We start from the raw sequence: 22244 nt of genomic DNA, 5'->3' as shown, positions 1-22244 counted from the left end.
CTCGTTTGTGAGGGGGAGGATGTCAACCTCCCTAAGCTAATGGCGTGAACGACTTCCCTTGGGCTGAGGCAGCCGCCACCGGCGTCGGCTCGCATCCAGGAGACGACCACGTCGAGGCGCTCCGCGTGGTCTTCGGCGAGCTGTCGATGCCGTACCTGCCCGAGCTGCCGGGCCGGGGCGTCGGCGCGGACATGATCGGCAGGACGGCGTCGCTGCTGGTGGAGCTGCCCGTGGAGGTGCAGCCGTCCGGGTGGCGGTTCGCCGACCGGCCGGGGCGCGACCTCAAACGCGCTCGCGACCACCTCTCGCGCGACCTCGACGCCCTCGAAGAGGTCGCCCAGGGCTACACGGGCCCGTTGAAGGTCCAGGTCTGCGGGCCGTGGACGCTGGCGGGCGCGGTCGAGCTGCGGTACGGCGACAAGACGCTCGCCGACCCGGGAGCCGTACGCGATCTGGTGGACTCACTCGCCGAAGGCGTGGCCGCGCACGTGGCGGAGGTGCGCAGACGCGTGCCCGGCGCGGAGATCGTTCTGCAGGTCGACGAGCCCGGCCTGCCCGGCGTGCTCGCCGGAACGGTGCGGACCGCGTCCGGATTCGGGCGGCTGCCCGCGGTGGAGCCGGCGTCCGTGGCCGAGCGGCTCAAGACGGTGCTCCGCGCGGCCGAGTCGAACGGCTCCGCCCCTTTCCCGATCGTCCACTGTTGCGCCCCGAACGTCCCCTTCAAGGTCCTGCGTATGGCGGGTGTGCGTGGCGTCTCGCTCGACGCGGCGCTGCTGCGCCGCCGGGACGAGGACCACATCGGTGAGGCCGTGGAGGCGGGCATCGCGTTCCTGCTCGGGGTCGTTCCCGGGACGGACACCCGGCTCCCGGACATCGGCGTGGTCGCCAGGCCCGCGACGGAGCTGTGGCGGCGGCTCGGCTTCCCCCCGGCGCGGCTGGCCCGGCAGGTGGTGCTCACCCCCGCGTGCGGGCTGGCGGGAGCGTCCCCGGCGTACGCGCGCGCGGCGCTCGCCACCTGCGCGAAGGCGGCCCGGGTGCTGCGTGAGGACCCGGGCGAGTAGTCGTTCTCCAGGGTGATGACGCGCCGGGGTGGAGCCCCGCCGGGAAGGTATGAGCACGCCCTGTGCTCCCGTAGCGTTCTTCCAGGGGTCGTGACGAGGGGAATTGGCATGGACGCCGAGGTCGAGGGCGCGCCGGCGGCGGCGCGAGAGCGGCACGCGGAGCTCGCCGAGCTGGCCGAGGACGCCAACTGGCGTTACTACGTGCTCGACTCGCCGACCGTCAGCGACGCTCAGTACGACGCGTGGATGCGGGAGCTCAGGGAGCTGGAGCAGGAGCATCCCGATCTGCGTACGCCCGACTCGCCCACGCAGAAGGTCGGGGCGCCGATATCGACCGAGTTCGCCGCCGTCGAGCACCTTCAGCGCATGGAGAGCCTGGACAACGCGTTCGACGACGACGAGCTCACCGCCTGGCAGGCGCGGGCCGAGCGGCTGGCCGAGGCCGACCCCGCGCCGTACCTGTGCGAGCTCAAGATCGATGGCCTCGCGGTCGCGCTGCTGTACGAGAAGGGACGCCTGGTCAGGGGCGCCACCCGGGGAGACGGCCGCACCGGCGAGGACGTGACGCCCAACGTGCGCACCGTGCGGGGCGTGCCGCACCGGCTGACCGGCGACGACGTGCCCGATCTGGTCGAGGTGCGCGGCGAGGTGTTCCTGCCGGTCGAGGGGTTCCGCCGGCTCAACGAGCAGCTCATGGACGCGGGGAAGGCGCCGTTCGCCAACCCGCGCAACTCCGCCGCGGGCTCGCTGCGGCAGAAGGACCCCCGGGTCACCGCCCAGCGCCCGTTGCGGATGATCGTCCACGGCGTCGGCAAGTGGGAGGGCGCCGAGCCGCCGGTCACCCAGTCCCATATGTACGACCGGCTGAAGAGCCTCGGGCTCCCGGTCAGCGACCGATACCGGGTGGTCCGCGGTCTCGACGAGATCCGCGAGTTCGTCAAGTACTACGAGGAGCACCGGCACGACCCCGAGTACGAGATCGACGGCGTGGTGGTCAAGGTCGATCGGGTCGCGGTGCAGCGGGAGCTCGGCTCCACCAGCAAGTCGCCTCGGTGGGCGATCGCGTTCAAGTACCCGCCGGAGGAGGTGACCACCAAGCTCCGCGACATCCAGGTGGGCGTCGGGCGCACCGGTCGCGTGACGCCGTACGGCGTGATGGAGCCGGTGGTGGTGGCCGGGTCCACGGTCGAGCGGGCCACTTTGCACAACGCGTCCGAGGTGGTCCGCAAGGGAGTGCTCATCGGCGACACCGTCGTGCTGCGCAAGGCGGGTGACGTGATCCCCGAGATCGTGGGGCCGGTGGTGGATCTGCGTACGGGGGACGAGCGCGCGTTCGTCATGCCGACGCACTGCCCCGAGTGCGGCACCGAGCTCGCCTACGAGCGGGAGGGTGACGCCGACCTGCGCTGCCCCAACACCCGCGCCTGCCCGGCCCAGCTCCGCGAGCGGGTCTTCTTCGCGGCGGGGCGCAACGCGTTCGACATCGAGGGGCTGGGATACGTCGCGGCCACCGCGCTCACCCAGCCGCTTCCGCCGCAGGAGCCGCCACTGCGCACCGAGGCCGACCTGTTCGACCTCACCGTCGAGCGGCTGCTGCCGATCAAGTCGGTGGTCCTCGACCCGGACAGCGGGCTGCCCAAGGCCGATGCCGAGACCGGCGAGCCCAAGGTGGTGTCCTTCTTCGCCACCGTGTCCGGCGCGCCGAGCAAGAACGCGGAGAAGATGCTGGAGGAGCTGGAGCGGGCCAAGGACCAGCCGCTCTGGCGGGTGTTGGTCGCGCTGTCCATCCGGCACATCGGCCCGCCGACCGCGCGCGCCCTCGCGGCGGAGTTCCGGTCGCTCGACGCCATCGCGAAAGCCTCGGAGGAGGAGCTGGCGGCGGTCGAGGGCATCGGTCCCCGCGTCGCGGCCGCCATCAGGGAGTGGTTCGAGGTTGACTGGCACCGCGAGATCGTGGACAGGTGGCGGGCCGCGGGCGTCCGCATGGCCGACGAGCCTCCGGCCGATCAGGGCCCGCGCACGCTTGAGGGCCTCACCTTCGTGGTCACCGGCACGCTCGCCCGGTTCACCCGGGACGAGGCCGGCGAGGCCATCACCAGCCGGGGCGGCAAGGTGGCCGGCTCGGTGTCGAAGAAGACCGGCTTCGTGGTGGTGGGCGAGAATCCCGGTTCCAAGTACGACAAGGCCGTGAAGCTCGGCGTGCCCATCCTCGACGATCAGGGGTTCCAGGTTTTGCTGGAGCAGGGCCCCGAGGCGGCCGAGGCGGTCGCCAGACGCGGCGAGGGCTGACCGCTCCGCCGCCTCCACCGCGCTCGCCGCCTGCGCGGCCAAGACCGCGAGGTTTCCGACGGGCTGCTGTCGTTCATCGCTCCCTGCCACCGGGAGAACATCAAATTCTTCGGCTTCAATGACGTGGACATCGAGGCCGAGCTCGCCACGCTCGACGATGGCCGGCGTCCGCGCTTCTCAATAGAAAGATGATCGATATATATTGATCACATGAAATCGATGCAAGAGCCCACTTTCCTGATCCTGACCGCGCTCGCGGCCGGTCCGCAGCATGGGTACGGCATCATCGCGGATGTGGAGCGCATCTCCGGCGGCCAGGTACGCCTGCGCGCCGGCACCCTCTACGCGGCTTTCGACCGTCTCCAGGCGGAGGGTCTCATCGCCGAAGATCGCGAAGAAATCGTGGACGGCCGAGTGCGGCGCTACTACAAGCTCACGGGTGACGGCACGAGCAGGCTGGCGGCCGAAGCCGAGCGGATGCGCAGACATGCGCGCGCGGCAACCGTACGCCTGCGCGCCCTCGGGTCGGGAGGGACGGCATGAACCTGCTCGAAGCCCGCTACCGTCGCCTGCTGGCCTGCTACCCCCGCGATCACCGAGCGCGGCACGAAGAGGAGATGATCGGCGTCCTGCTGGCAGGGGCGCGGCTTGGCCAGACTCGGCCGGCCCCCGCCGACACGGTCGACCTGCTGTGGGGGGCACTACGCGTTCACGCTCGGCGGGCCTTTGGCAGTGTCTCGGCACCCACGTGGCGGAACGGGGCGGTCCTCGCCGTGGCACTGTGGCCATTTCTGATGCTGGTCGATGCGCTGGCGACTGCACTGTTAGTGGCGGCCGAGTCCCTGCACAACGTGGGCATTGTCGCGCTGCGGTCGATCTCGATCTCGTTAGTGGCCGAGCAGGTCGTGATCGCAGCCGTGCCCGTGCTGGCCGTGCTGCTCGGCCGCCGGTGGATCGCCGTACTCGGCGCGGTCGCGTTCGTGTTGCATCAGGCCGCCCACCCGAGCCTGCTGGGTCTGGACACGCTGTTCCTCCCGAACTACGGTCCTGTTCTGCTGGCCAAGCTGGTCGTGGTCGTCATCGCCTTCGTTCCCGCAGTGCACCGCGCGGTCAGGCGCATCCCCCGGCGCGCCTTCCTGCTCTGGGGGCCGCTCGCTCTGGTAGGGCTGACTGCCAGCAAGGCCATCGTGCGCTGGGTGGATGTCATCGCCCACCAGGACATCGTGACCTGGAAACCTGTGCCATGGCTGATCGCAGTTGCGCTGGCAGCCGGATATGCGTCCCGATCCGCCGTGGGCCGGCGGGCAGCGCTGCTGCTGTTCCTGCCCGCCGCAGCCCTCGGTGACCTTGGGGACCTGCCGTTCGTACCCACCTCCACGGCCCTCGCGCAGATCGGCTGCGCGGCCCTGGCCTTCTCGGCCGGGATGGCATTGGCCTGGTGCGCCGTTGGGGCCGCTTGGCATGATCTCCAGCCTGGCCGACCACGCGTGTGAGCCCCCACTGCGCAGGAGTACCTGGCCGTCGTGCCGCCTGGTGGTTCGCGGTGCTCGCGCTCTCGGCCGCCGACGCGCCATCTGGGGGGCACCGGCGGCCGAGGCGCCGTCGTGGCGGGCCGAATCAGTTCGCGGTGCAGGTGACCGAGGGAACGCCGGCCGTGCCCGACGAGGTGCCAGTGAAGCCGAAGGTGGTCGCCGTGTTCGGGGCCAGGGCGCCGTTCCAGCCCAGGTCCGTCACGGTGACGGCCGATCCGCTGCCGGACAGCGAACCGTTCCAGAGCTGTGTGATCGACTGGCCGTTGGCGTACGTCCAGGTGACCTTCCACCCGCTGATCTGCGCTGTGCCGGTGTTCTTCACCGACACCTCGCCCTGGAAGCCGCCCTGCCACTGGTTGACCAGCGTGTACGACGCCGTACAGGCCTTTCCGGCCGGCGGCGGGGACGGGGAAGTGCTCGGTGAGGGGCTCGTGGGCGGGCTGGGGCTGGACGACGGGCTCGGGGACGCGCTGGGCGAGGGGCTCGGGCCGCCCGTGGGCGGGGGAGCGGCCATGGCCAGGTCGTACGCCCGCTGGGGCACGAACTGCCCGGCGCCGGCGATGCACCCGTCCGCCTCGCCCGGGGGCTTGACCCAGAGGTAGGCGGCGATCGCGGAGTCGCCGGTGTCGATGGTGCTCCAGGTGCCGGTGGCCCGTCCGGCCGGGTCGCACCATTCGCTGCCGCTCGGGCCGTTGCCGTTGCGGCCGGTGTCGATGACCGCCTTCAGTCCGGAGGCGCCGGTGGCCGCGATGACGCTCTTGGCGTAGCTCACCAGGCCCGGCGTCGAGCGGTAGTTGGAGACGTTGAGGGCGATGCCGTCCGCGCTGCTTCCGACCTCGGCGCCGTTCAGCCGGGACGCCAGCTCGGAGGCGGAGAGCCATGCGTCGTGGCCGCCGTCGAAGTACACCTTGACCTGGGACGACGTGGCCTTGAACTTCTTGCCGGCGTACGCCATGGATGCCTTGACCTCGGCCTGCTGGGCGATGCTCATGCAGTTGGACATGATCGAGAGCGCGTCCGGCTCAAGGATGACGGTGGCCGGGCGTCCGCCGAGCCCCGCCGCGATCTGGTCGATCCACGCGCGGTACGCCGTGTGGTCCGGAGCGCCGCCCGCGCTGGCGCCACCGCAGTCGCGGTTCGGCATGTCGTACACGACCATGATCGGGATCTTCCCGGTCGCGGCGGCGGCACCGACGTAGGCGTCGACCTCGGTGCGTACGGTCGAGGGGTTGTACGACGCGAACCATCGCCCCTGCGGGGCGGCGGCGATCCGGTCCCTGATCACGGCGGTGCGGCTGTCGCCGGGGTTGGCCGCCACCCACTTGGCCGCGCCGGTCTGCGGGTCGACGTAGAACGCGGAGCTATCGGCCTGGGCGGCGGACGAGGCGAAGACGGCGGTCCCCGTCGCGACGGCCGCGGCCGCGGCGAGAACTGCCGCCATCACGGGCCTTTTACGAGACATGGCTACTCCATCCCGATTGTTTGGGAGCGCTCCCACGAATCCCCTGGATGGTACGGGCGGGATGGGGCGGCGAGGGAAGACCTTCCGCGCCCGCTCGGGACACCTAGCCTGAAAAGCCCAGGCAGTCGGACGGCCCTCCTTGGCGGCGATGTGAAACATTCACCCGCAAGTCGTGCATCTCATACTGCATGCCGCGACACGCAATGAAGCGCAAGAAATCCGTAGTAACGGAACGTGCCCAACCGGTTTCGCGAAGTGGCCCAGAGGCCGTACCCTCCCATAGTGGCCTCTTGGGGGGTTTGTTACCGATGACTGCAGCTTCCCGTAATCGCGCGCCGGCTTCCGCGATGCCGTCTTCACGCATCCCCGTTCCGGCCGGGATCTCGCTGCCCGCGAACTCGCCCTCCGGGGGGCGCGGTTCCTCGTCCGCGACGGGTTATCCGGCGGACACCCGCGACACCGGCCCCCGCCCCGGCTCGCCGCTGTGGAGCTACCTCGCCGGGGTCACCGCGATCGGTTGCACCGCCCTGGTCGTGGCCCAGATCCGCCTGGGGCTGGACGAGCTCGTCCAGATCGGGGGCACACCGCTGTTCTGGATGCTGGCCGCCCTGGTCGTGCTGGGAGAGCTGCGCCCGGTCATGGTCAGCTCGTCGACTCTGGTCGGGGGCACCCCCACGTCCACGATGTTCACCTTCGCCGTGCTGATGCACTACGGCCTGCCGATGGCGGCGCTGCTGCAGGCCGTCGCGGTGATCGTGAGCGGCCTGGTCAACCGCCGGGCCTGGCATCGCGTGGCGTTCAACATCGCGCAGGTGACGCTCGCCTGCACCGCCGCGGCCGTGATGCTCGGCCTGTTCGGCGTGCGTTCCACTCCTCTTCTGCCGTGGACGCCGCGCGGCGGGGACATCCCGGCCATCGTCGCCGCGGGCCTCGCCTACTTCGCGGTCCGCGCGCTTCTCGTCTCCGCGGCGGTCGCCCTGCACGAGCGGCGGCCGGCGCTCCGCGTGATCAGGGCCTCGATCGGGCCGCAGGCCCTCGTTTACGGCGCGCTGCTCGGGCTGGCACCGTTGGTGGTCGTGGTCATGTCCCACTCGCCCGCGCTGGTCCCGCTGTTCGTGGCTCCGCTGGCCGCGGTCTACTTCACCGCCACCATGTCCATGCGACGCGACCACCAGGCCATGCACGACGGCCTGACCGGGCTGCCGAACCGCAAGATGTTGATCCTGCGCACCGAGGAGGCGCTGGCCGAGGCCCGCGAGCGGGAGCGGGTCGGCCTGCTGCTGCTCGACCTCGACCGGTTCAAGGAGGTCAACGACACCCTCGGGCACCCCGTCGGAGACCGCCTGCTGCAGATCGTGGCCCACCGGCTCACCCACAGCGTCCGCCCGGGCGACGTCGTGGCCCGGCTCGGCGGCGACGAGTTCGCCGTGCTGCTGCCGTCCATCCGGGACGCGCACGCGGCCAAGGAGGTCGCCTCGCGACTCCGCGTCGCGCTCACCGAGCCGGTACGGCTCGAAGGCATGACCTTCGACCTGGACGCCTCGATCGGCATAGCGCTCTTCCCCGACGACGCGCCGGACTTCGAGCTGCTGCTCCAGCGCTCCGACGTCGCCATGTACCTCGCGAAGGAGGGCCGCACCGGCGTCGAGTTCTATCTCGCCGACAAGGACCGCAACTCGCCCGAACGGCTGAGCCTGCTCGGCGACCTGCGGCGGGCGATCGACACGGACGAGCTGGAGCTGCACTACCAGCCGAAGGTGAGCCTCGACGACGGCCACGTGGAGGGTGTGGAGGCGCTGCTGCGCTGGTGGCACCCGGTACGCGGCCCGATCTCGCCCGGGGAGTTCGTCCCGCTGGCCGAGCAGTCGTATCTCATGCGCGAGCTCACCAAGCACGTCATCGATCAGGCGCTCGACCAGGCGGCCGAGTGGTGGCACGCCGGGCTGGATGTGCCGATCTCGGTGAACGTCTCCGCGCGCGACCTGCTCGACTCGGGCCTGCCCGACCAGCTCGAAGCGGGGCTGGAACGGCTGGAGCTGCCCGCCGAGGCGATCCGCCTGGAGGTCACCGAACGCATCCTGATGACCGACCAGGCGTACACCGCCGACACGATCCGCACGCTGGCCGGGATGGGCGTGCAGCTCGCCCTCGACGACTTCGGCACCGGCTATTCGTCCCTGGTGCGGTTGCAGCGCCTGCCCGTGTCGGAGGTCAAGATCGACGGTTCGTTCGTACGGCGGCTGGCGGAGTCACCCGATGACGAGCGGATCGTGCGCTCGATCATCGACCTGGTGCGCTCGCTCGGGCTGCGGTCGGTCGCCGAGGGCGTCGAGTCCGGCGACATCGCCGCCCGGCTGCGCGACATGGGATGTCACGCGGGCCAGGGCTGGTGGCTCGCCGAGCCCATGCCCGCCGACGAGACCACGGTCTGGCTGCGCGCCCGGCTCAGCCCCGCCTTCACCAGCCGTCCCAGAGGCGTCGCACGGCTCACGCCCGGCGGCTGAGCCGGGTCCGATGACCGGCGCGTCCGTCCTGGCGGGAGGGGAGCGGGAGGGCCGGCGGCGAGGGCGCCCACGGGTCCCCGGCGGACGCCCTTCCGGGCGTGCGGAGGGCCGGCGTCGTCGGGCCGACGGCGCGCGTCGGTCTGTGGACAACGTCGGGCACGCTTGGTGACGAGCTCTAGGATGGCAGTGTCCACTCTCCATCCAGAAACGGGTTCGACGACTCATGTCCGCCATAACCCGCGACGAGGTCGCTCACCTCGCACGGCTGTCCAGGCTGGCGCTGGCCGACGAGGAGCTCGACCACTTCGCCGCCCAGCTCGACCAGATCGTCGCCGCGGTGGCCCGCGTCGCCGAGGTCGCCGCCGACGACATCCCGCCGTCCTCGCACGCGCTTCCGCTGACCAACGTCTTCCGTCCGGACGAGGTCCGGCCGAGTCTGACGCCTGAGCAGGCTCTTTCCGGCGCGCCCGCCGTGGAGGACGACCGCTTCCGCGTTCCCCGGATCCTTGGGGAGGAGGCATGACCGAGCTGCTCCACAAGACGGCCGCCGAGCTGGGCCGGCTGATCGCCGCGCGTGAGGTTTCCGCCGTCGAGGTCACCCAGGCCCATCTGGACCGCATCGCCGAGGTCGAGCCCAAGGTCAACGCGTTCCTGCACGTGGATCCCGAGACCACGCTCGCCCAGGCGCGCGCGGTGGACGAGCGGATCGCCGGCGGCGAGCGGCTCGGCCCCCTCGCGGGCGTGCCGGTCGCGCACAAGGACGTCTTCACCACCACCGACATGCCCACCACCGCCGGCTCCAAGATCCTCGAAGGCTGGCGCCCGCCGTACGACGCGACGGTGACGAGCCGGCTGCGCGAGGCGGGGCTGGTCATCCTGGGCAAGACCAACCTGGACGAGTTCGCCATGGGCTCCTCCACGGAGAACTCGGCGTACGGACCGACCCGCAACCCGTGGGACCTCTCCCGGATCCCCGGCGGCTCGTCGGGCGGCTCGTCGGCCGCGGTCGCCGCGTACGAGGCGCCCCTGTCCACCGGCACGGACACCGGCGGCTCGATCCGCCAGCCGGCCGCGGTCACCGGCATCGTCGGCATGAAGCCGACCTACGGCGGCTCGTCCCGGTACGGCCTGATCGCGTTCGCGTCGTCGCTGGACACGCCCGGCCCCTTCGCGCGCAACGTCCTGGACGCGGCGCTGCTGCACGAGGCGTTCTCCGGGCACGACGTGATGGACTCGACCTCGATCCACGCGCACGTGCCGCCGGTCGTGGAGGCCGCCCGCCAGGCCGACATCGCGGGGCTGCGCGTCGGCGTGGTCAAGGAGTTCGGCGGCGAGGGCTACCAGCCGGGCGTGCTCGCCCGGTTCCACGAGGCCGTCGAGCTGCTCGAGTCCCTCGGCGCCAAGGTCGTCGAGGTCTCCTGCCCGTCGTTCGGGTACGCGCTCCCGGCGTACTACCTGATCGCCCCCTCCGAGTGCTCGTCCAACCTGGCCCGCTTCGACGCCATGCGGTACGGCCTGCGTGTCGGCGACGACGGCACCCGCAGCGCCGAGGAGGTTATGTCGATGACCCGGGCGGCCGGGTTCGGGCCCGAGGTCAAGCGGCGCATCATGCTGGGCACCTACGCGCTGTCGTCGGGCTACTACGACGCCTACTACGGGCAGGCGCAGAAGGTCCGCACGCTGATCTCGCGCGACTTCGACGCTGCCTTCCACCAGGTGGACGTGCTGGTCTCGCCGACGACGCCGACCACGGCGTTCCCGATCGGCGAGCGGGCCGACGACCCGATGGCGATGTACCTCGCCGACCTGTGCACGATCCCGACCAACCTGGCCGGCAACGCGGCGATCTCGGTGCCGTGCGGCCTGGCCGACGAGGACGGCCTGCCGGTCGGCCTGCAGATCATGGCCCCGGTGCTCGGCGACGACCGCTGCTACCGGGTCGGAGCCGCGGTGGAGAAGGCGCTGGAGGACCGCTGGGGCGGCTCGCTCCTGACCAAGGCGCCCGCGCTGGAAGGACTGGGTTACCAGCATGGCTGATACTGAGACGCTCATGCCGTACGACGAGGCGCTGGAGCGCTTCGAACCGGTGCTGGGGTTGGAGACGCACGTCGAGCTCGGCACCGAGTCGAAGATGTTCTGCGGCTGCCCGACCGAGTTCGGGGCGCCGCCGAACACGCACGTCTGTCCCGTCTGCCTGGCGCTGCCGGGCTCGCTCCCGGTCGCGAACGCCGAGGCGATCGAGTCGACCATCCGCATCGGCCTCGCGCTGAACTGCACGATCGCTGAGTGGTGCAGGTTCGCCCGGAAGAACTACTTCTATCCGGACATGCCGAAGAACTACCAGATCAGCCAGTACGACGAGCCGCTGTGCACCGACGGCTACCTCGACGTCGTCGTCGACGGCCAGACCGTGCGGATCGAGATCGAGCGGGTCCACCTGGAGGAGGACACCGGCAAGTCGACGCATGTCGGCGGGGCCACGGGCCGCATCCACGGCGCCGACTACTCCATCGTGGACTACAACCGGGCCGGCATCCCGCTGGTCGAGATCGTCACCAAGCCGATCCCCGGCACCGACCGGCTCGCCCCCGAGGTCGCCCGCGCGTACGTGACGGAGCTGCGGGAGCTCATGCGCGCGCTCGGCGTGTCGGACGTGCGCATGGAGGAGGGCTCCCTGCGCTGCGACGTCAACGTCTCGCTCATGCCGCGCGGCGCGTCGGAGTGGGGCACCCGCACCGAGACCAAGAACGTCAACTCGCTGCGCAGCGTCGAGCGCGCGGTCCGCGGCGAGATCGAGCGCCAGGCGGCGATCCTCGCCGACGGCGGCCGCATCATCCAGGAGACCCGGCACTTCCACGAGGACACCGGACGGACCACGTCCGGCCGTTCCAAGGAGGAGGCGCAGGACTACCGTTACTTCCCCGAGCCCGACCTGCTGCCCATGGCCCCCGACCCGGAGTGGGTCGCCTCGCTCAAGGCCGAGCTGCCCGAGCTGCCCTCGGTACGGCGCGGCCGCCTTCAGGCGGAGTGGGGAGTGTCCGACCTGGACATGGCGGCGATGCACAACGCGGACGCCATCGACCTGGTCGAGGTGACCGTGGCCGCCGGGGCTCCCGCCGCCGACGCGCGCAAGTGGTGGATGGGTGAGCTGGCCCGTCGGGCCAACGAGGCCGGCAAGCCGCTCGCCGAACTGCCGATCACGCCGGCGGAGGTCGCGCGGGTGACCGAGCTGGTCGCCTCGGGCGCGCTGAACGACAAGCTGGCCCGCCAGGTCCTTGAGGGCGTGCTCGCCGGCGAGGGTTCCCCGGACGACGTCGTCGCCAAGCGCGGCCTTCAGGTCGTCAACGACGAGGGCGAGCTGCTGGCGATCATCGACAAGGTTCTCGCGGAGAACGCCGACGCGGCGGACAAGGTCCGTTCCGGCAAGGTGGCGGCTGCGGGCGCCCTGGTCGGCGGCGTGATGAAGGCCAGCCGGGGCAAGGCCGACGCCGCCCGGGCCCGCGAGCTCATCCTGGAGAAGCTCGGCGTCTCCTGACGCCAGGCCACTGGTCTGGAGCCGGCCGGGTCTGGCTCCAGACCGGTCAGGGCACGCGCGGTGGGGACCCCGACGCTTGGGACGCCGACGCTTGGAGGGCGGCCGCGATGACCGACGGCCGCCTCCGTGACGGCCCTACGCCACTGATCCCTCAGGCTGAGGCGGGCTGAGTGCTCGTCGCCGATCTCCGAGTCTTGTCATCTGATTTCCGGCATGTTCAGGAGAGGGTGCTTTAGGGTTAACTGAGCGGAGATGCCCCTGGGCCGGAGGAGACTTAGGCGTGCGGAACGCGGAAGCGTCCATCGGACCGCCGACGGATCCGTTCGCGGCGGCGCCTCCGCCTGAGTCCCCCAGAAAGCACCCGGTACGGCCCGCGTCCGGAACGCTGCCCCCCGGGGTGTCGGCCGACATCTTCGGCGGATCGTCCGCCGCGCCTCCTGGGCTGCGAAGCCCCGACAACCCGAACGACCTGAAGAGCCCGAACTCCTCGAACGGGCCCGGTGTCCCGGCGCCCGCTGTGGCTCCGGCGGTCCAGCCGTGGCCGGTGGCGGATCGCCCGGCGCGCGAGGAGCCGCCGCCCCGCACCGACCCACCCGAACCGGAGCCGGGGCCGGGCTCGCGCCGGAGACTTCTCAAGTTCGGCGTGCCTGCCGTGCTCGCCCTGCTGTTGCTCGCCTATCTGGTGCCCGCCGCGCTCATGGCCGGTCGAGTACTGCCCGGCACCACCGTCCTGGGCGTCGACATCGGAGGCCAGACGGAGGCGGAGGCCGTACGGATCCTGACGAAGAGGCTGTCCGGCCTGGCCCGTACGCCGGTGATCGTGAAGCGGGGCCTGGAGCGTGCCTCGGTCAACCCGGAGCAGGCGGGGCTCTCCCTCGACGCGGAGGCGACGGTCCGGCAGGCGTCGGGGGGTTTCCCCAGCCCAGGAGCGGTCTGGAACGCTCTGACGACCGGTCACGAGATCCCTCCGAAGATCGTGGTCAATTCGTCCCGGCTGGAGATCGCGGTCGCCAGGGATGTCGCGTCCGTCTTCGCCGCGCCCGCGCGGGAGGGCGGCGTCGAGTTCAAGGGGCTGACCCCGGTCCCGATCTACCCGAAGGCGGGTCGGCAGATCGACCAGGCCAAGGTCGCGGCCGACATCCGGCGGGCGTACCTCAACCCGGACGCGATGGTCGAGGTGGAGGTCGGGGCGGACGAGCCCAAGGTGACGCGGGCGGAGGTGCGCCGCGCGCTCGCCTGGGCGAAGCGTGCGGTCGCTGCCCCGGTCACGGTCACGGCCGACCGGGGGGCGGTGCAGATCTCCCCTGAGGCCATCGCCGCGAATCTCACGTTCACCGTGGACCGGGGGCGCGAGTTGCGGCCCGTCTTCGACGTGGGCCGGGCGCTGGACGGCGTGCAGGACCGGCTCATCGACCCCCGGCGGCTGCCTCGCGACGCCACGTTCACGATCATCGGTGGCAAGCCCACGCTGGTACGGGCGAAGGCCGGCCACACGCTGAACACGGCCCGCCTGTCCTCGGACGTCGTCAAGGCGATCACGGCGGGGAGCCGTACGGTGCGGGCCTTCGTGACCACGGGCCGGCCGGGCGTGACCGATGACGAGGCGCGCCAGATGGGGATCAGAGAGCGGGTCGGCAACTTCACCACGTCCTTCGCGTGCTGTCTGCCGCGGGTCACCAACATCAAGACCGCGGCGCGCGCGCTCGACGGCCAGCTGGTCCGGCCGGGGGAGTCGTTCTCGCTCAACGGGTTCCTGGGCAGGCGGGAGCCCACCGGAGGGTATGTCGGCGGCGCGGCGCCGACGCGGACCCGCGGGACGGCCGGGGCCGACGTGGCCGGCATCTCGCAGGTCGCGACCACGCTGTTCAACGCGGCCATGCGTGCCGGGCTGGAGGACGTGGAGCACACCCCGCACGACCACCACATCAGGAACTACCCCCCGGGCCTGGACGCGGCGGTCTCCTATCCGGGACCCGACCTGGAGTGGAAGAACGACTCGCCCTACGGCGTGCTGGTACGCGCGAGCGCCACGGACACCTCGGTGACCGTCGAACTCTGGAGCACCAAGCGGTACGAGGTCGAGTTCTCCGATCCGGTCCGGTCCCAGCAGGTCAACCCCGAGGTCCGTACGGTCGAGGGGCCCGGCTGTGTGCCGGTGGCCGGTCAGGCCGGGTTCACCGTCGAGGTCACCCGTACGCTCCGGCAGAACGGCAAGGTGGCCGGCCGCCAGACGTTCACGACCACCTACGCGCCGGAGACGACGGTCGTCTGCGCCGCGGCCCGCTGACGGCCCCTGGCCCGCTCCCACTGCGCCTGAGGGCCGCCAGGATGGCCGACGAGAAGATGACCGCCCTCCCACCCGCACTCTCTCGGCTCATCTCTTAGGGGGCCGGGGGTGCAGTGGGCGGAGCCCCCTACGATCTCGTTGGCTTAGCTATGAGCGGACGCGCTTGGTTGGCAGCCATGCAGTCAGGAGTGGCGCCAAGGTGCTGATCAGTGGGGCGCCGAAGATGCACAGGGTCCGTTCCCAGGGGTGGCCGAAGGTGCCGGTGGTCATGTCCTCGGACAGGAAGATGTAGTAGTCCCCATCGGGAAAGATCTCGACTGGCCAGCGTGGATGATCGTCTGTGGCTTGGCGGTGGGGCCAGAACCACCAGGCGGGGTGTTGCCAGTCGAGCACGAGCAGTCGCTGTGACGGGGCGAAGGTCCGGGTCATGGCCAGCAAGCCGAGGGCGTTGACTGCGTCATGGGCTGCCGCGAACTGGGCCGGCTTGCTGGTGAAGATGGGGGCCAGGTCGATGGTTACCGATGGAGTCGGCTCGTTGATTGCGGGTTCGCGGGACTGGTTGGGGCGAAATCTGAACCGGGCGTCGAATGGCGCCCAAAAGTCCTCGTAGTGGTCCAGATCGATCTCTTGCCAGGCCGGAAAAGTCACAAGGTGACCATAACTGGCGGATGCTGGCGAAATCGGGGTGCGCTTGAGCGCCCGTGCTGGAGTTTCTCCGCCTGGGGGAATGCGGTCGCCTCGTCGTAGGTCTGGCCAGTGGTCAGGCAGTGGTGGACGATGCCGAGCATGCGGTCGAACAGGTTGCGTTGCGCCGCGGCGTGGCGGTCACCATGTTCTGTGTAGCCGCAGCTCGTCGGCTCCCACGGGCCACCTGATTCTGCGTCAGGCCGGGTTCGAGGTGATCGAGTTCGAGGGCTTGGACCACATCGCTGGTCTGGCCACGGCTGATGTGATCGCCCCGAGGTTGTCCGCCGCCCTGGCCGCGGCGGGCTGGTAGACGCCTGGCTGACCCGATCTCGGGGCTTGCTCATAGCTACTTTGGGCTCATCGCACGGACCTGAGTGGAGGGCCGTTTCCGTCGGTGAGCCGGCGGGTTCCCCAGTGGCGGGCAATGATCAAGGCGGCCCCGGGGCGCCCATCCGCGGGGTGGTCAGACGTTGAGGGCGGCCCGCAGGGCGGTGGCGTAGGCGCGGGGGTGGGTGGTGTTGCCGTTGTGTCCGCCGGGGAACTCGCGCAGCCGCGTGCCGTGCAGGTCGGCCAGCGCGGTGGCGCATGTGCGGTCGAAGACGGTGTGCGGTGTGGTGCGGCCGACCGCCGGGACGATGCGGGTGGGCGTCTCCTTCAGGGCGGCGACATCGAGGGTGTCGCGGATGACCGCGGTGAAATCGTGCTCGATGAAGAAGGCGAAGTTGCGGACCCGCTGCGGGGTCATCGGCTGCGGGGTGAGGCCGGGTTCGGCGTCGGGGCTGGAGCGGTCGATGCCGAGGACGTCGGCGATCATCGCCAGAGCCGCCGGCAGGCCGTCTCGCCGGTGGATGTGCTGGATCTCTTCCAGTTCGCGTTCGTGGTGGGCGCGCTGCTCGGCGGGGAGCAGGCGCGGGCTGACCGTTTCGTGGGCGACGAGCGTGCTGATCTGTTCCGGGTACCGGACGGCCAGGTGGAAGCCGATGGAGGCGCCGAGGCTGCAGCCGAGCATGAGCACGGGCCGGTCGGTGAGCTCGGCCAGCAGGCGGTGGACGTCGTCGGCGTGCTGGGCCAGTGTCACGCCCTGCGCGGGGTCGTCCAGGGTGCTGCGGGACAGGCCGCGGCGGTCGTAGGTCACCACGGTGTAGTCGTCGGCGAGCTGGTCGACCAGGTCCGTGCTGCGTCCGGCGTCGCCCTCGCCGCTCTGGGAGATGAGCAGCATCGGGCCGGTGCCGTGGACCTCGTGGTAGAGCGTGGCGCCGGGCACGCGCAGCAGGCCGGTCGTCGTGGTGGCGGTCATGGACATCCCTTCGGGTCGGGCCGGTACGGCCGGGTCGTGATCGACCATAATCCATCATTTTAGATACATCAAGACTGATGTATCTGTCTTGATATATCTTGGGGGCATGAACGGAGTCGAGCTGTTCCTGCTGGGGCGGACCCTGATGAAGATCGGTGAGGAAGCCCTGCCCACCGAGGGCATAGGGCAGCACTCCACCAGCGTCCGGACGGTCCTGATCGTGGCCACCGATGTGCGCGCCCACCCCGGCAGCGCGGTGGGCGAGATCGCCGTCAGGACCGGTCTGCCGCAAAGCGCCGTGTCGGCGGCGGTCGCCCGGCTCCGCCAGGCGGGTGCCGTGGTCACCGAGCCCGACTCCCGCGACCGCCGTCGGCTCCTGATCCGCCCCGCCCCCGATGCCTCCCCACGCGTGGCAGAGGTCAGATCGGCTCCGATCGACGCCGCGCTGGTGACCGCCCTGGGCGCCGACGACCCGGAACGCGTGGCCCGGGTCGTGGCGCTCCTCGACGAACTCGCGCGGCACCTGAGCCCACAGGCGCTCGCCCGTCTACGCGGCTGAGGTCTCCGGCCACTGGAGCGGCGTCCGCGGCGCCTCCCGCCGGCCCGTGAAGGTCTCGGGCGGGTCAGTGAGTCGGGATGACGAGGATGCGGTCGTCGCCGGGGCGAGGGGTGCCCCTGCCGTCCTTGTTGCTGGTGGTCACCCACAGGCTTCCGTCGGGAGCCCTGGTGACGGCCCGCAGCCTGCCGTACTCCACAGTGAAGCGGGCGATAGGCCGCCCGACGGCGCCGTTCCCGGTGAGGGGGATCTGCCAGAGCCGGCGGCCGCGCAGCGCCGCCGCCCACAGGGATCCGTCGGCGTACGCGAGACCGGACGGCGACGCCTCGGCGGGGCGCCAGGTGAGCAGCGGGTCGGTGAACCGGCCCTTGCCGCCGAAGCCCTCGACCACGGGCCAGCCGTAGTTGTGGCCCTTCTCGATCAGGTTGAGCTCGTCCCAGGTGTCCTGGCCGAACTCCGTGGCGTACATGCGCCCCTGGGGGCTCCAGGCCATGCCCTGGACGTTGCGGTGGCCGTACGTCCACACGAGCGTCCCGAACGGGTTGCCGGGCGCGGGCTTGCCGTCGGCGGTCATCCGGAGGATCTTGCCGCCGAGTGAGTTCCGGTCCTGCGCCATCTCGCCCTGCCCGGTCTCGCCGGTGGAGGCGTACAGGTAGCCGTCGGGGCCGAACTCCAGCCGGCCGCCGTTGTGGATCCGGCCCTTCGGGATGCCGGTCACGATGGGGGTGGCGTCGGAGAGCCCGCCGTCGTAGCGATAACGAACGATCCGATTGTCATCATTTGCCGTGAAATAGACGAAGATGAGGTGATCGTCGGAGTATCGGGGAGAAACGGCGACGCCGAGCAACCCGCCCTCACCCTCGGCGGACACCCCGTCGATCACCCCCACCGCGCTGCTGCGTCCCTGGGGTGTGACGCGGAGCAGCCGGGCCGTGACCCGCTCGGTGACCAGGGCGTCGCCGCCGGGCAGGAACGCGACCCCCCACGGCACCGCCAGGTCCTTCACGAGCGTCCTCGGCGTGCCCGGAGGCCGGGCCTGCGCCGTGCCCGCCGGAGGCTCCGTGGCCGCCCCGCCCCTCGCCGCCCCGGTCGCCTGACCGCCGGAGGGCCCGGCCCCGTCGCCCATGCCCGCAGCAGGGGCGCAACCTGCCGCGATCGCGGCCACCAGCAGCGCGCCGACCACCGATCTCGACAATCTCGTACTACCCATCGTCGCGACCTCCTCAGTCCCCATACTGGTGCCCGAATTGGCGGGTTCCCTTAAGTTGGTCCCGTGAAGATCTGGGTCGCATCGGAGGACGTCGCCGACGGGCTGTCCGACCTGCAGGGGCTGGACATCGCGGTTTACGACGGCAGGGGACCGGTCCCCGCCGGGGTCGGCGAGGTGGAGGTGTGGGTGCCGCCGCTCGTGCCGGTGAAGGACGTCCCCGGCCTACTGGCCCGCATGACGAGCCTTCGGCTGATCCAGACCGTGACGGCCGGCGTCGACCCGTACCTGCCGCACCTGCCCGCCGGCGTCACCCTGTGCAACGCCCGCGGCGTCCACGACGCGGGGACCGCCGAGTGGGCCGTGGGTGCGATGATCGCCTCACTGCGGGACTTCCCCGCCTTCGCCGCCGCCCAGATGCGCGGATCCTGGACCTGGCACTACACGGGGGTCCTCGCCGACTCGACCGTCCTCATCGTCGGGTACGGCTCGATCGGCGAGGCGCTGGAACGGCGCCTTTCCGGCTTCGAGGTGGAGATCGTCCGGGTGGCCAGGAACGCGCGTCCGGGCGTACACGGGCTGGACGAGCTCCCCGAGCTACTGCCCAGCGCGGACGTCGTCGTGCTGCTGGTCCCGGCCACGGCCGACACGGCGGGCATGGTCGACGCGAGGTTCCTCGCCCGGATGAAGGACGGCGCGCTGCTGGTGAACGCGGCTCGGGGCTCGGTGGTCGACACCGACGCGTTGCTCGCCGAGCTGCAGAAGGAGCGGCTGCGCGCCGCGCTCGACGTGACCGCCCCGGAGCCGTTGCCGTCCGACCACCCGCTGTGGACCGCTCCCGGGGTCTTCATCACGCCGCACGTGGCGGGCAGCACCCCCGCCTCCCTCCGCCGGACGCGGACGCTCGTCCACGACCAGATCGCGCGGTACATCTCCGGCGAACCTCTTAAAAACCTCATCACGGGGCTCTACTGACCCGCGAAGGATTCCGGAAAGTGGCTGCCCCGTGACCTGCGGTCCGTACGGTGAGATCATCGTGCAGCTGGTTATCGGATCGGTGACGACTCGGCCGTTGTCGTCGCCCCGAACGGCGGCGGTGCGCAGACTGGCGACGTGACAGGGAGAGTAAAGCCGAGTCGATGGCGGGAGGGACTGCGTGACTCGCAGGCGTGACCCCAGGGTCCCGCTCACCGCCGTGTCCGGTCTTGGCGCGGCGGCGGTCGCGGCCGTCCTCATCGCCGGGGGCGCGTCGTCCGCGGTGGTCGCCGTGGTGGGTGTCGTCACCGGCCTGCTCGCCTTGGTCTCCTTGGTGCTGGCCTCCTCGCGGGTCGCGCCCGGGCAGCGGCGGCGCGCCGCCGCCTGGCGCTGGCTGGAGGCCGGCTCCGTGACCTGGCTCGCCGGCATCGGGCTGAGACCGGTCGCCGACGGCACGCCGTTCGTGCTGACCTTCGCCGACCTGCTGCTTCTGTTCAGCTCGTTACTCCTGATGATCGGCTGTGCCCTCACGGCGAAGCCCCCTCCGTACAGCAGGGGCGTGGTCAGGCAGGTCACGGACGCCTTCCTGACCGCGGCCTCGATCTTCGCCGTGGCCTGGGTGTGGTTCCTCGCCCCGATCTTCCACGGCATGGACGACGCCACCACGATCTTCTCCACATTGGCGCTGCCCGTCGTCTGCCTGCTGGCGACCTCCGGCGTGGCGCCCGCGATCATCGGCTCGCGGGCCGCCGACCGGTCGATCGGCCTGGCCGGCGTCGGCGTGCTCGGCGCGATCACCGTCGCGGAGTTCGCGACGGCGGTCGCCAGGCTGGACGGCGACGCGCCGTCGCTGGCCGTGAGCCTGGTCGCCCCCGTCGCGTTCCTGATCCTCGCCGCCGTGCCGTGGGTCGAGGTGCGCCGCCGCCGTCCGCTGCCCAGCGCGCTGTCGGCCGTCATCCCGCTGTTCCTCGTCGGTGTCGCCACGGTGGCGGTCGCCTTCCACGCGTTCACCGGGGACCGGGACCGGGTCCTGCCCGGCCTCGGCGCGGTGATCGTCCTCGTGCTCATCGGCAGGCTGATCCTGCTGGTGGTCGAGACGGCCGGGATGCGCCGCCTGGTGGACGTCGGGGAGCGGCAACTGCGCCGCCTCGCCGAGAACACCGGTGACGTGGTGCTGCTGTGCGACCACGACGGCGTGATCCGCGAGATCGGCTCCAGCGTGCGGAAGACGTACGGCTATCGCTCCGCCGACCTCGTCGGGCGGCCGCTGGTCGACTACATCCACCCCGAGGACGTGCCCACCATCCAGGTCCTGCTCCGGCGGCTCGACAACGACGGCGAGGCGGTGCTGGAACGCCACGAGAGCTGCCGGATCGCCTGCCGGGTCCGCGCCTCGGACGGCACCTGGCGGCCCGCCGAGTCGGTCGCCACCCGCCACGTGCGCAAAGAGGACCTGATCCTGGTCGCCGTGCGCGACGTCAGCGACCAGGTCGCCCTGCGCAACCAGGTGACCCACCTCACCTTCCACGACGGGGTCACCGGGCTGCCCAACCGGGCGTACTTCGAGGAGCGGGCCCGCGAGGTCCTCGCCCGCCCCGGCGGCGGCCGCACCGCCGTGATCTTCCTGGACCTCGACGGGTTCACCGGCGTGAACGACTCGGTCGGCCACGCCAGCGGCGACTACCTGCTCGGCCAGGCCGCCCGCCGGCTGCGGGCCGCCGTACGCGCCGACGACACCCTCGCCCGATGGGGCGGCGACGAGTTCGCCGTGCTGCTCGAAGGCGGCTCCTCAAGCAGCACCGACGCGCAGACCGCGATCGACCTGGCCGAGCGGATCGTCCGCGCCGTCTCGTCCGAGCCGTTCCGCGTCGCCGACCGCGACATGCCGCTGACCGCGAGCGTCGGCGTGGCCTTCGCCGAGGACGGCGTGCCCGCCGGAGACCTGCTGCGGAACGCCGACGTCGCCATGTCACGGGCCAAGGAGATGGGCGGGCGCCGGGTCGAGGTGTTCGCCGCGCACATGCACGCCGACGTCGTACGCCGCCTCGAACTCGCGGCCGACCTGCGGCGCGCGCTCCAGGAGAACCAGTTCGCCGTCGAGTACCAGCCCGTCGTCGATCTCGCCACCTCGCGGGTCACCGCCGTCGAGGCGCTGGTCCGGTGGTGGCGCGGCAGCGTGTTCGTGCCGCCCGAGCAGTTCCTCGGCCCCGCCGAGGACACCGGGCTGATCGTGCCGCTCAGCGAATGGATACTCAAAGAGGCCTGCCGTGAGGTGGCCGGCTGGCGGGAGTCCTCCTGGGACATCGGACTCTCCCTCAACCTGTCGGCCCGGCAGATCACCGCTCCCCGGTTCGTGGAGACGGTGTCCGAGGCGCTGGCCGAGAGCGGGTTGCCCGCCAGCGCCCTCACCCTCGAAGTGATCGAGGAGATGCTCGTCGAGGACGCCGAGGACACCGTGGCCAAGCTGTCCGAGCTGCGCGCCCTCGGTGTCCGGCTCGCGATCGACGACTTCGGCACCGGCTACGCCTCCCTGGCCTTCCTCCGCCAGTTGCCGGTGGACATGATCAAGATCGACCCGTCCTTCGTCTCAGGACTCGGATGTGACGAGACTCTCACTCTGCTCACGCGCACGATCGTGCGCCTCGGCCACGACCTCGGCCTGATCGTCGTCGCCGAAGGCATCGAACGCCCCGAGCAGCTCGAACTTCTCAGAGAGATGGGCTGCACGCGGGGCCAGGGCTACCTCGTCGCCCGCCCCATGTCCGCCCGCGGGGTCGACCACCTCATGCGCACCACCCTCCAGAACACCGCGTAGCTGTGTTTGACCGCCGCCCCCGAACAAGCGAGCACCA

The 22244-nt window shown here is 71.1% G+C and carries 16 protein-coding genes; 12 read left to right on the top strand and 4 right to left on the bottom strand.

Annotation, left to right across the window (positions count from 1 at the left end):
* Positions 1–44 precede the first annotated feature (44 nt).
* The 4 genes from ACQP1V_RS38465 (at position 45) to ACQP1V_RS38450 (ending at position 4843) form a co-directional block, all read left to right on the top strand.
* Positions 45–1061 carry a methionine synthase gene (locus ACQP1V_RS38465; protein WP_433415784.1) on the top strand — a complete coding sequence of 339 codons (1017 nt, stop codon included), beginning with the start codon at positions 45–47 and terminating at the stop codon, positions 1059–1061.
* A 108-nt stretch (positions 1062–1169) separates the two neighbouring features.
* The gene (ligA, locus tag ACQP1V_RS38460; RefSeq protein ID WP_433426096.1) at positions 1170–3350 is read left to right on the top strand and encodes an NAD-dependent DNA ligase LigA; all 2181 of its coding nucleotides are present in this window, start codon (positions 1170–1172) and stop codon (positions 3348–3350) included.
* Between the two features lie 210 nt (positions 3351–3560).
* Complete coding sequence (locus tag ACQP1V_RS38455) at positions 3561–3893, top strand: PadR family transcriptional regulator (protein WP_433415781.1); 333 nt, start codon at positions 3561–3563, stop codon at positions 3891–3893.
* Positions 3890–4843: a hypothetical protein gene (locus ACQP1V_RS38450; protein ID WP_433415780.1), complete on the top strand. Its 954-nt coding sequence runs from the start codon at positions 3890–3892 to the stop codon at positions 4841–4843. Before ACQP1V_RS38455 ends, ACQP1V_RS38450 begins: the two co-directional genes overlap by 4 nt.
* Positions 4844–4967: 124 nt before the next feature.
* On the opposite strand, the gene ACQP1V_RS38445 is transcribed toward ACQP1V_RS38450, so the two are convergent.
* Entirely contained in the window at positions 4968–6344 is a 1377-nt protein-coding gene (locus tag ACQP1V_RS38445; RefSeq protein ID WP_433415777.1) for a glycoside hydrolase family 6 protein, read from the bottom strand.
* Positions 6345–6691: 347 nt separating this feature from the next.
* Here ACQP1V_RS38445 and ACQP1V_RS38440 point away from each other — a divergent pair, with 347 nt between their 5' ends.
* The 5 genes from ACQP1V_RS38440 (at position 6692) to ACQP1V_RS38420 (ending at position 14670) form a co-directional block, all read left to right on the top strand.
* On the top strand, positions 6692–8848 hold the full coding sequence (locus ACQP1V_RS38440; protein ID WP_387414964.1) for a putative bifunctional diguanylate cyclase/phosphodiesterase: 2157 nt from the start codon (positions 6692–6694) through the stop codon (positions 8846–8848).
* A 223-nt stretch (positions 8849–9071) separates the two neighbouring features.
* On the top strand, positions 9072–9371 hold the full coding sequence (gatC, locus tag ACQP1V_RS38435) for an Asp-tRNA(Asn)/Glu-tRNA(Gln) amidotransferase subunit GatC (RefSeq protein ID WP_387414962.1): 300 nt from the start codon (positions 9072–9074) through the stop codon (positions 9369–9371).
* The gene (gene gatA, locus ACQP1V_RS38430; protein WP_067125541.1) at positions 9368–10885 is read left to right on the top strand and encodes an Asp-tRNA(Asn)/Glu-tRNA(Gln) amidotransferase subunit GatA; all 1518 of its coding nucleotides are present in this window, start codon (positions 9368–9370) and stop codon (positions 10883–10885) included. The genes gatC and gatA overlap by 4 nt, the downstream gene beginning before the upstream one ends.
* Positions 10878–12383, top strand: coding sequence for an Asp-tRNA(Asn)/Glu-tRNA(Gln) amidotransferase subunit GatB (gene gatB, locus ACQP1V_RS38425; protein ID WP_433415772.1), 1506 nt, complete (start codon positions 10878–10880; stop codon positions 12381–12383). Before gatA ends, gatB begins: the two co-directional genes overlap by 8 nt.
* A 280-nt stretch (positions 12384–12663) precedes the next feature.
* A complete protein-coding gene (locus tag ACQP1V_RS38420; protein WP_433415769.1) occupies positions 12664–14670 on the top strand; it encodes a VanW family protein in 2007 nt (668 codons plus the stop codon).
* A 147-nt stretch (positions 14671–14817) separates the two neighbouring features.
* On the opposite strand, the gene ACQP1V_RS38415 is transcribed toward ACQP1V_RS38420, so the two are convergent.
* Together ACQP1V_RS38415 and ACQP1V_RS38410 are read right to left on the bottom strand one after the other, a co-directional pair.
* Complete coding sequence (locus ACQP1V_RS38415; protein WP_433415766.1) at positions 14818–15318, bottom strand: DUF2716 domain-containing protein; 501 nt, start codon at positions 15316–15318, stop codon at positions 14818–14820.
* Between the two features lie 502 nt (positions 15319–15820).
* The gene (locus ACQP1V_RS38410; protein ID WP_433415763.1) at positions 15821–16654 is read right to left on the bottom strand and encodes an alpha/beta fold hydrolase; all 834 of its coding nucleotides are present in this window, start codon (positions 16652–16654) and stop codon (positions 15821–15823) included.
* Positions 16655–16760: 106 nt separating this feature from the next.
* Between ACQP1V_RS38410 and ACQP1V_RS38405 the strand changes: the two genes are divergently transcribed.
* Positions 16761–17213: a MarR family winged helix-turn-helix transcriptional regulator gene (locus tag ACQP1V_RS38405; protein ID WP_433415760.1), complete on the top strand. Its 453-nt coding sequence runs from the start codon at positions 16761–16763 to the stop codon at positions 17211–17213.
* Between the two features lie 64 nt (positions 17214–17277).
* On the opposite strand, the gene ACQP1V_RS38400 is transcribed toward ACQP1V_RS38405, so the two are convergent.
* Positions 17278–18420, bottom strand: a complete 1143-nt coding sequence (locus ACQP1V_RS38400) for a PQQ-dependent sugar dehydrogenase (RefSeq protein ID WP_433415757.1) — start codon at positions 18418–18420, stop codon at positions 17278–17280.
* A gap of 63 nt (positions 18421–18483) precedes the next feature.
* Here ACQP1V_RS38400 and ACQP1V_RS38395 point away from each other — a divergent pair, with 63 nt between their 5' ends.
* Together ACQP1V_RS38395 and ACQP1V_RS38390 are read left to right on the top strand one after the other, a co-directional pair.
* Positions 18484–19392, top strand: coding sequence for a 2-hydroxyacid dehydrogenase (locus ACQP1V_RS38395; RefSeq protein WP_433415754.1), 909 nt, complete (start codon positions 18484–18486; stop codon positions 19390–19392).
* 181 nt (positions 19393–19573) lie between these two features.
* Positions 19574–22207 (top strand): putative bifunctional diguanylate cyclase/phosphodiesterase, encoded by a 2634-nt coding sequence (locus ACQP1V_RS38390; protein ID WP_433415751.1) that lies wholly within the window; start codon positions 19574–19576, stop codon positions 22205–22207.
* Positions 22208–22244 lie beyond the last annotated feature (37 nt).

Source organism: Microtetraspora malaysiensis (assembly GCF_050947145.1).
Classification (GTDB): Bacteria; Actinomycetota; Actinomycetes; order Streptosporangiales; family Streptosporangiaceae; genus Microtetraspora_A; species Microtetraspora_A malaysiensis.
Note: the sequence above shows the minus strand (reverse complement) of the source record. Positions and strands in the feature narration are given on the sequence as shown.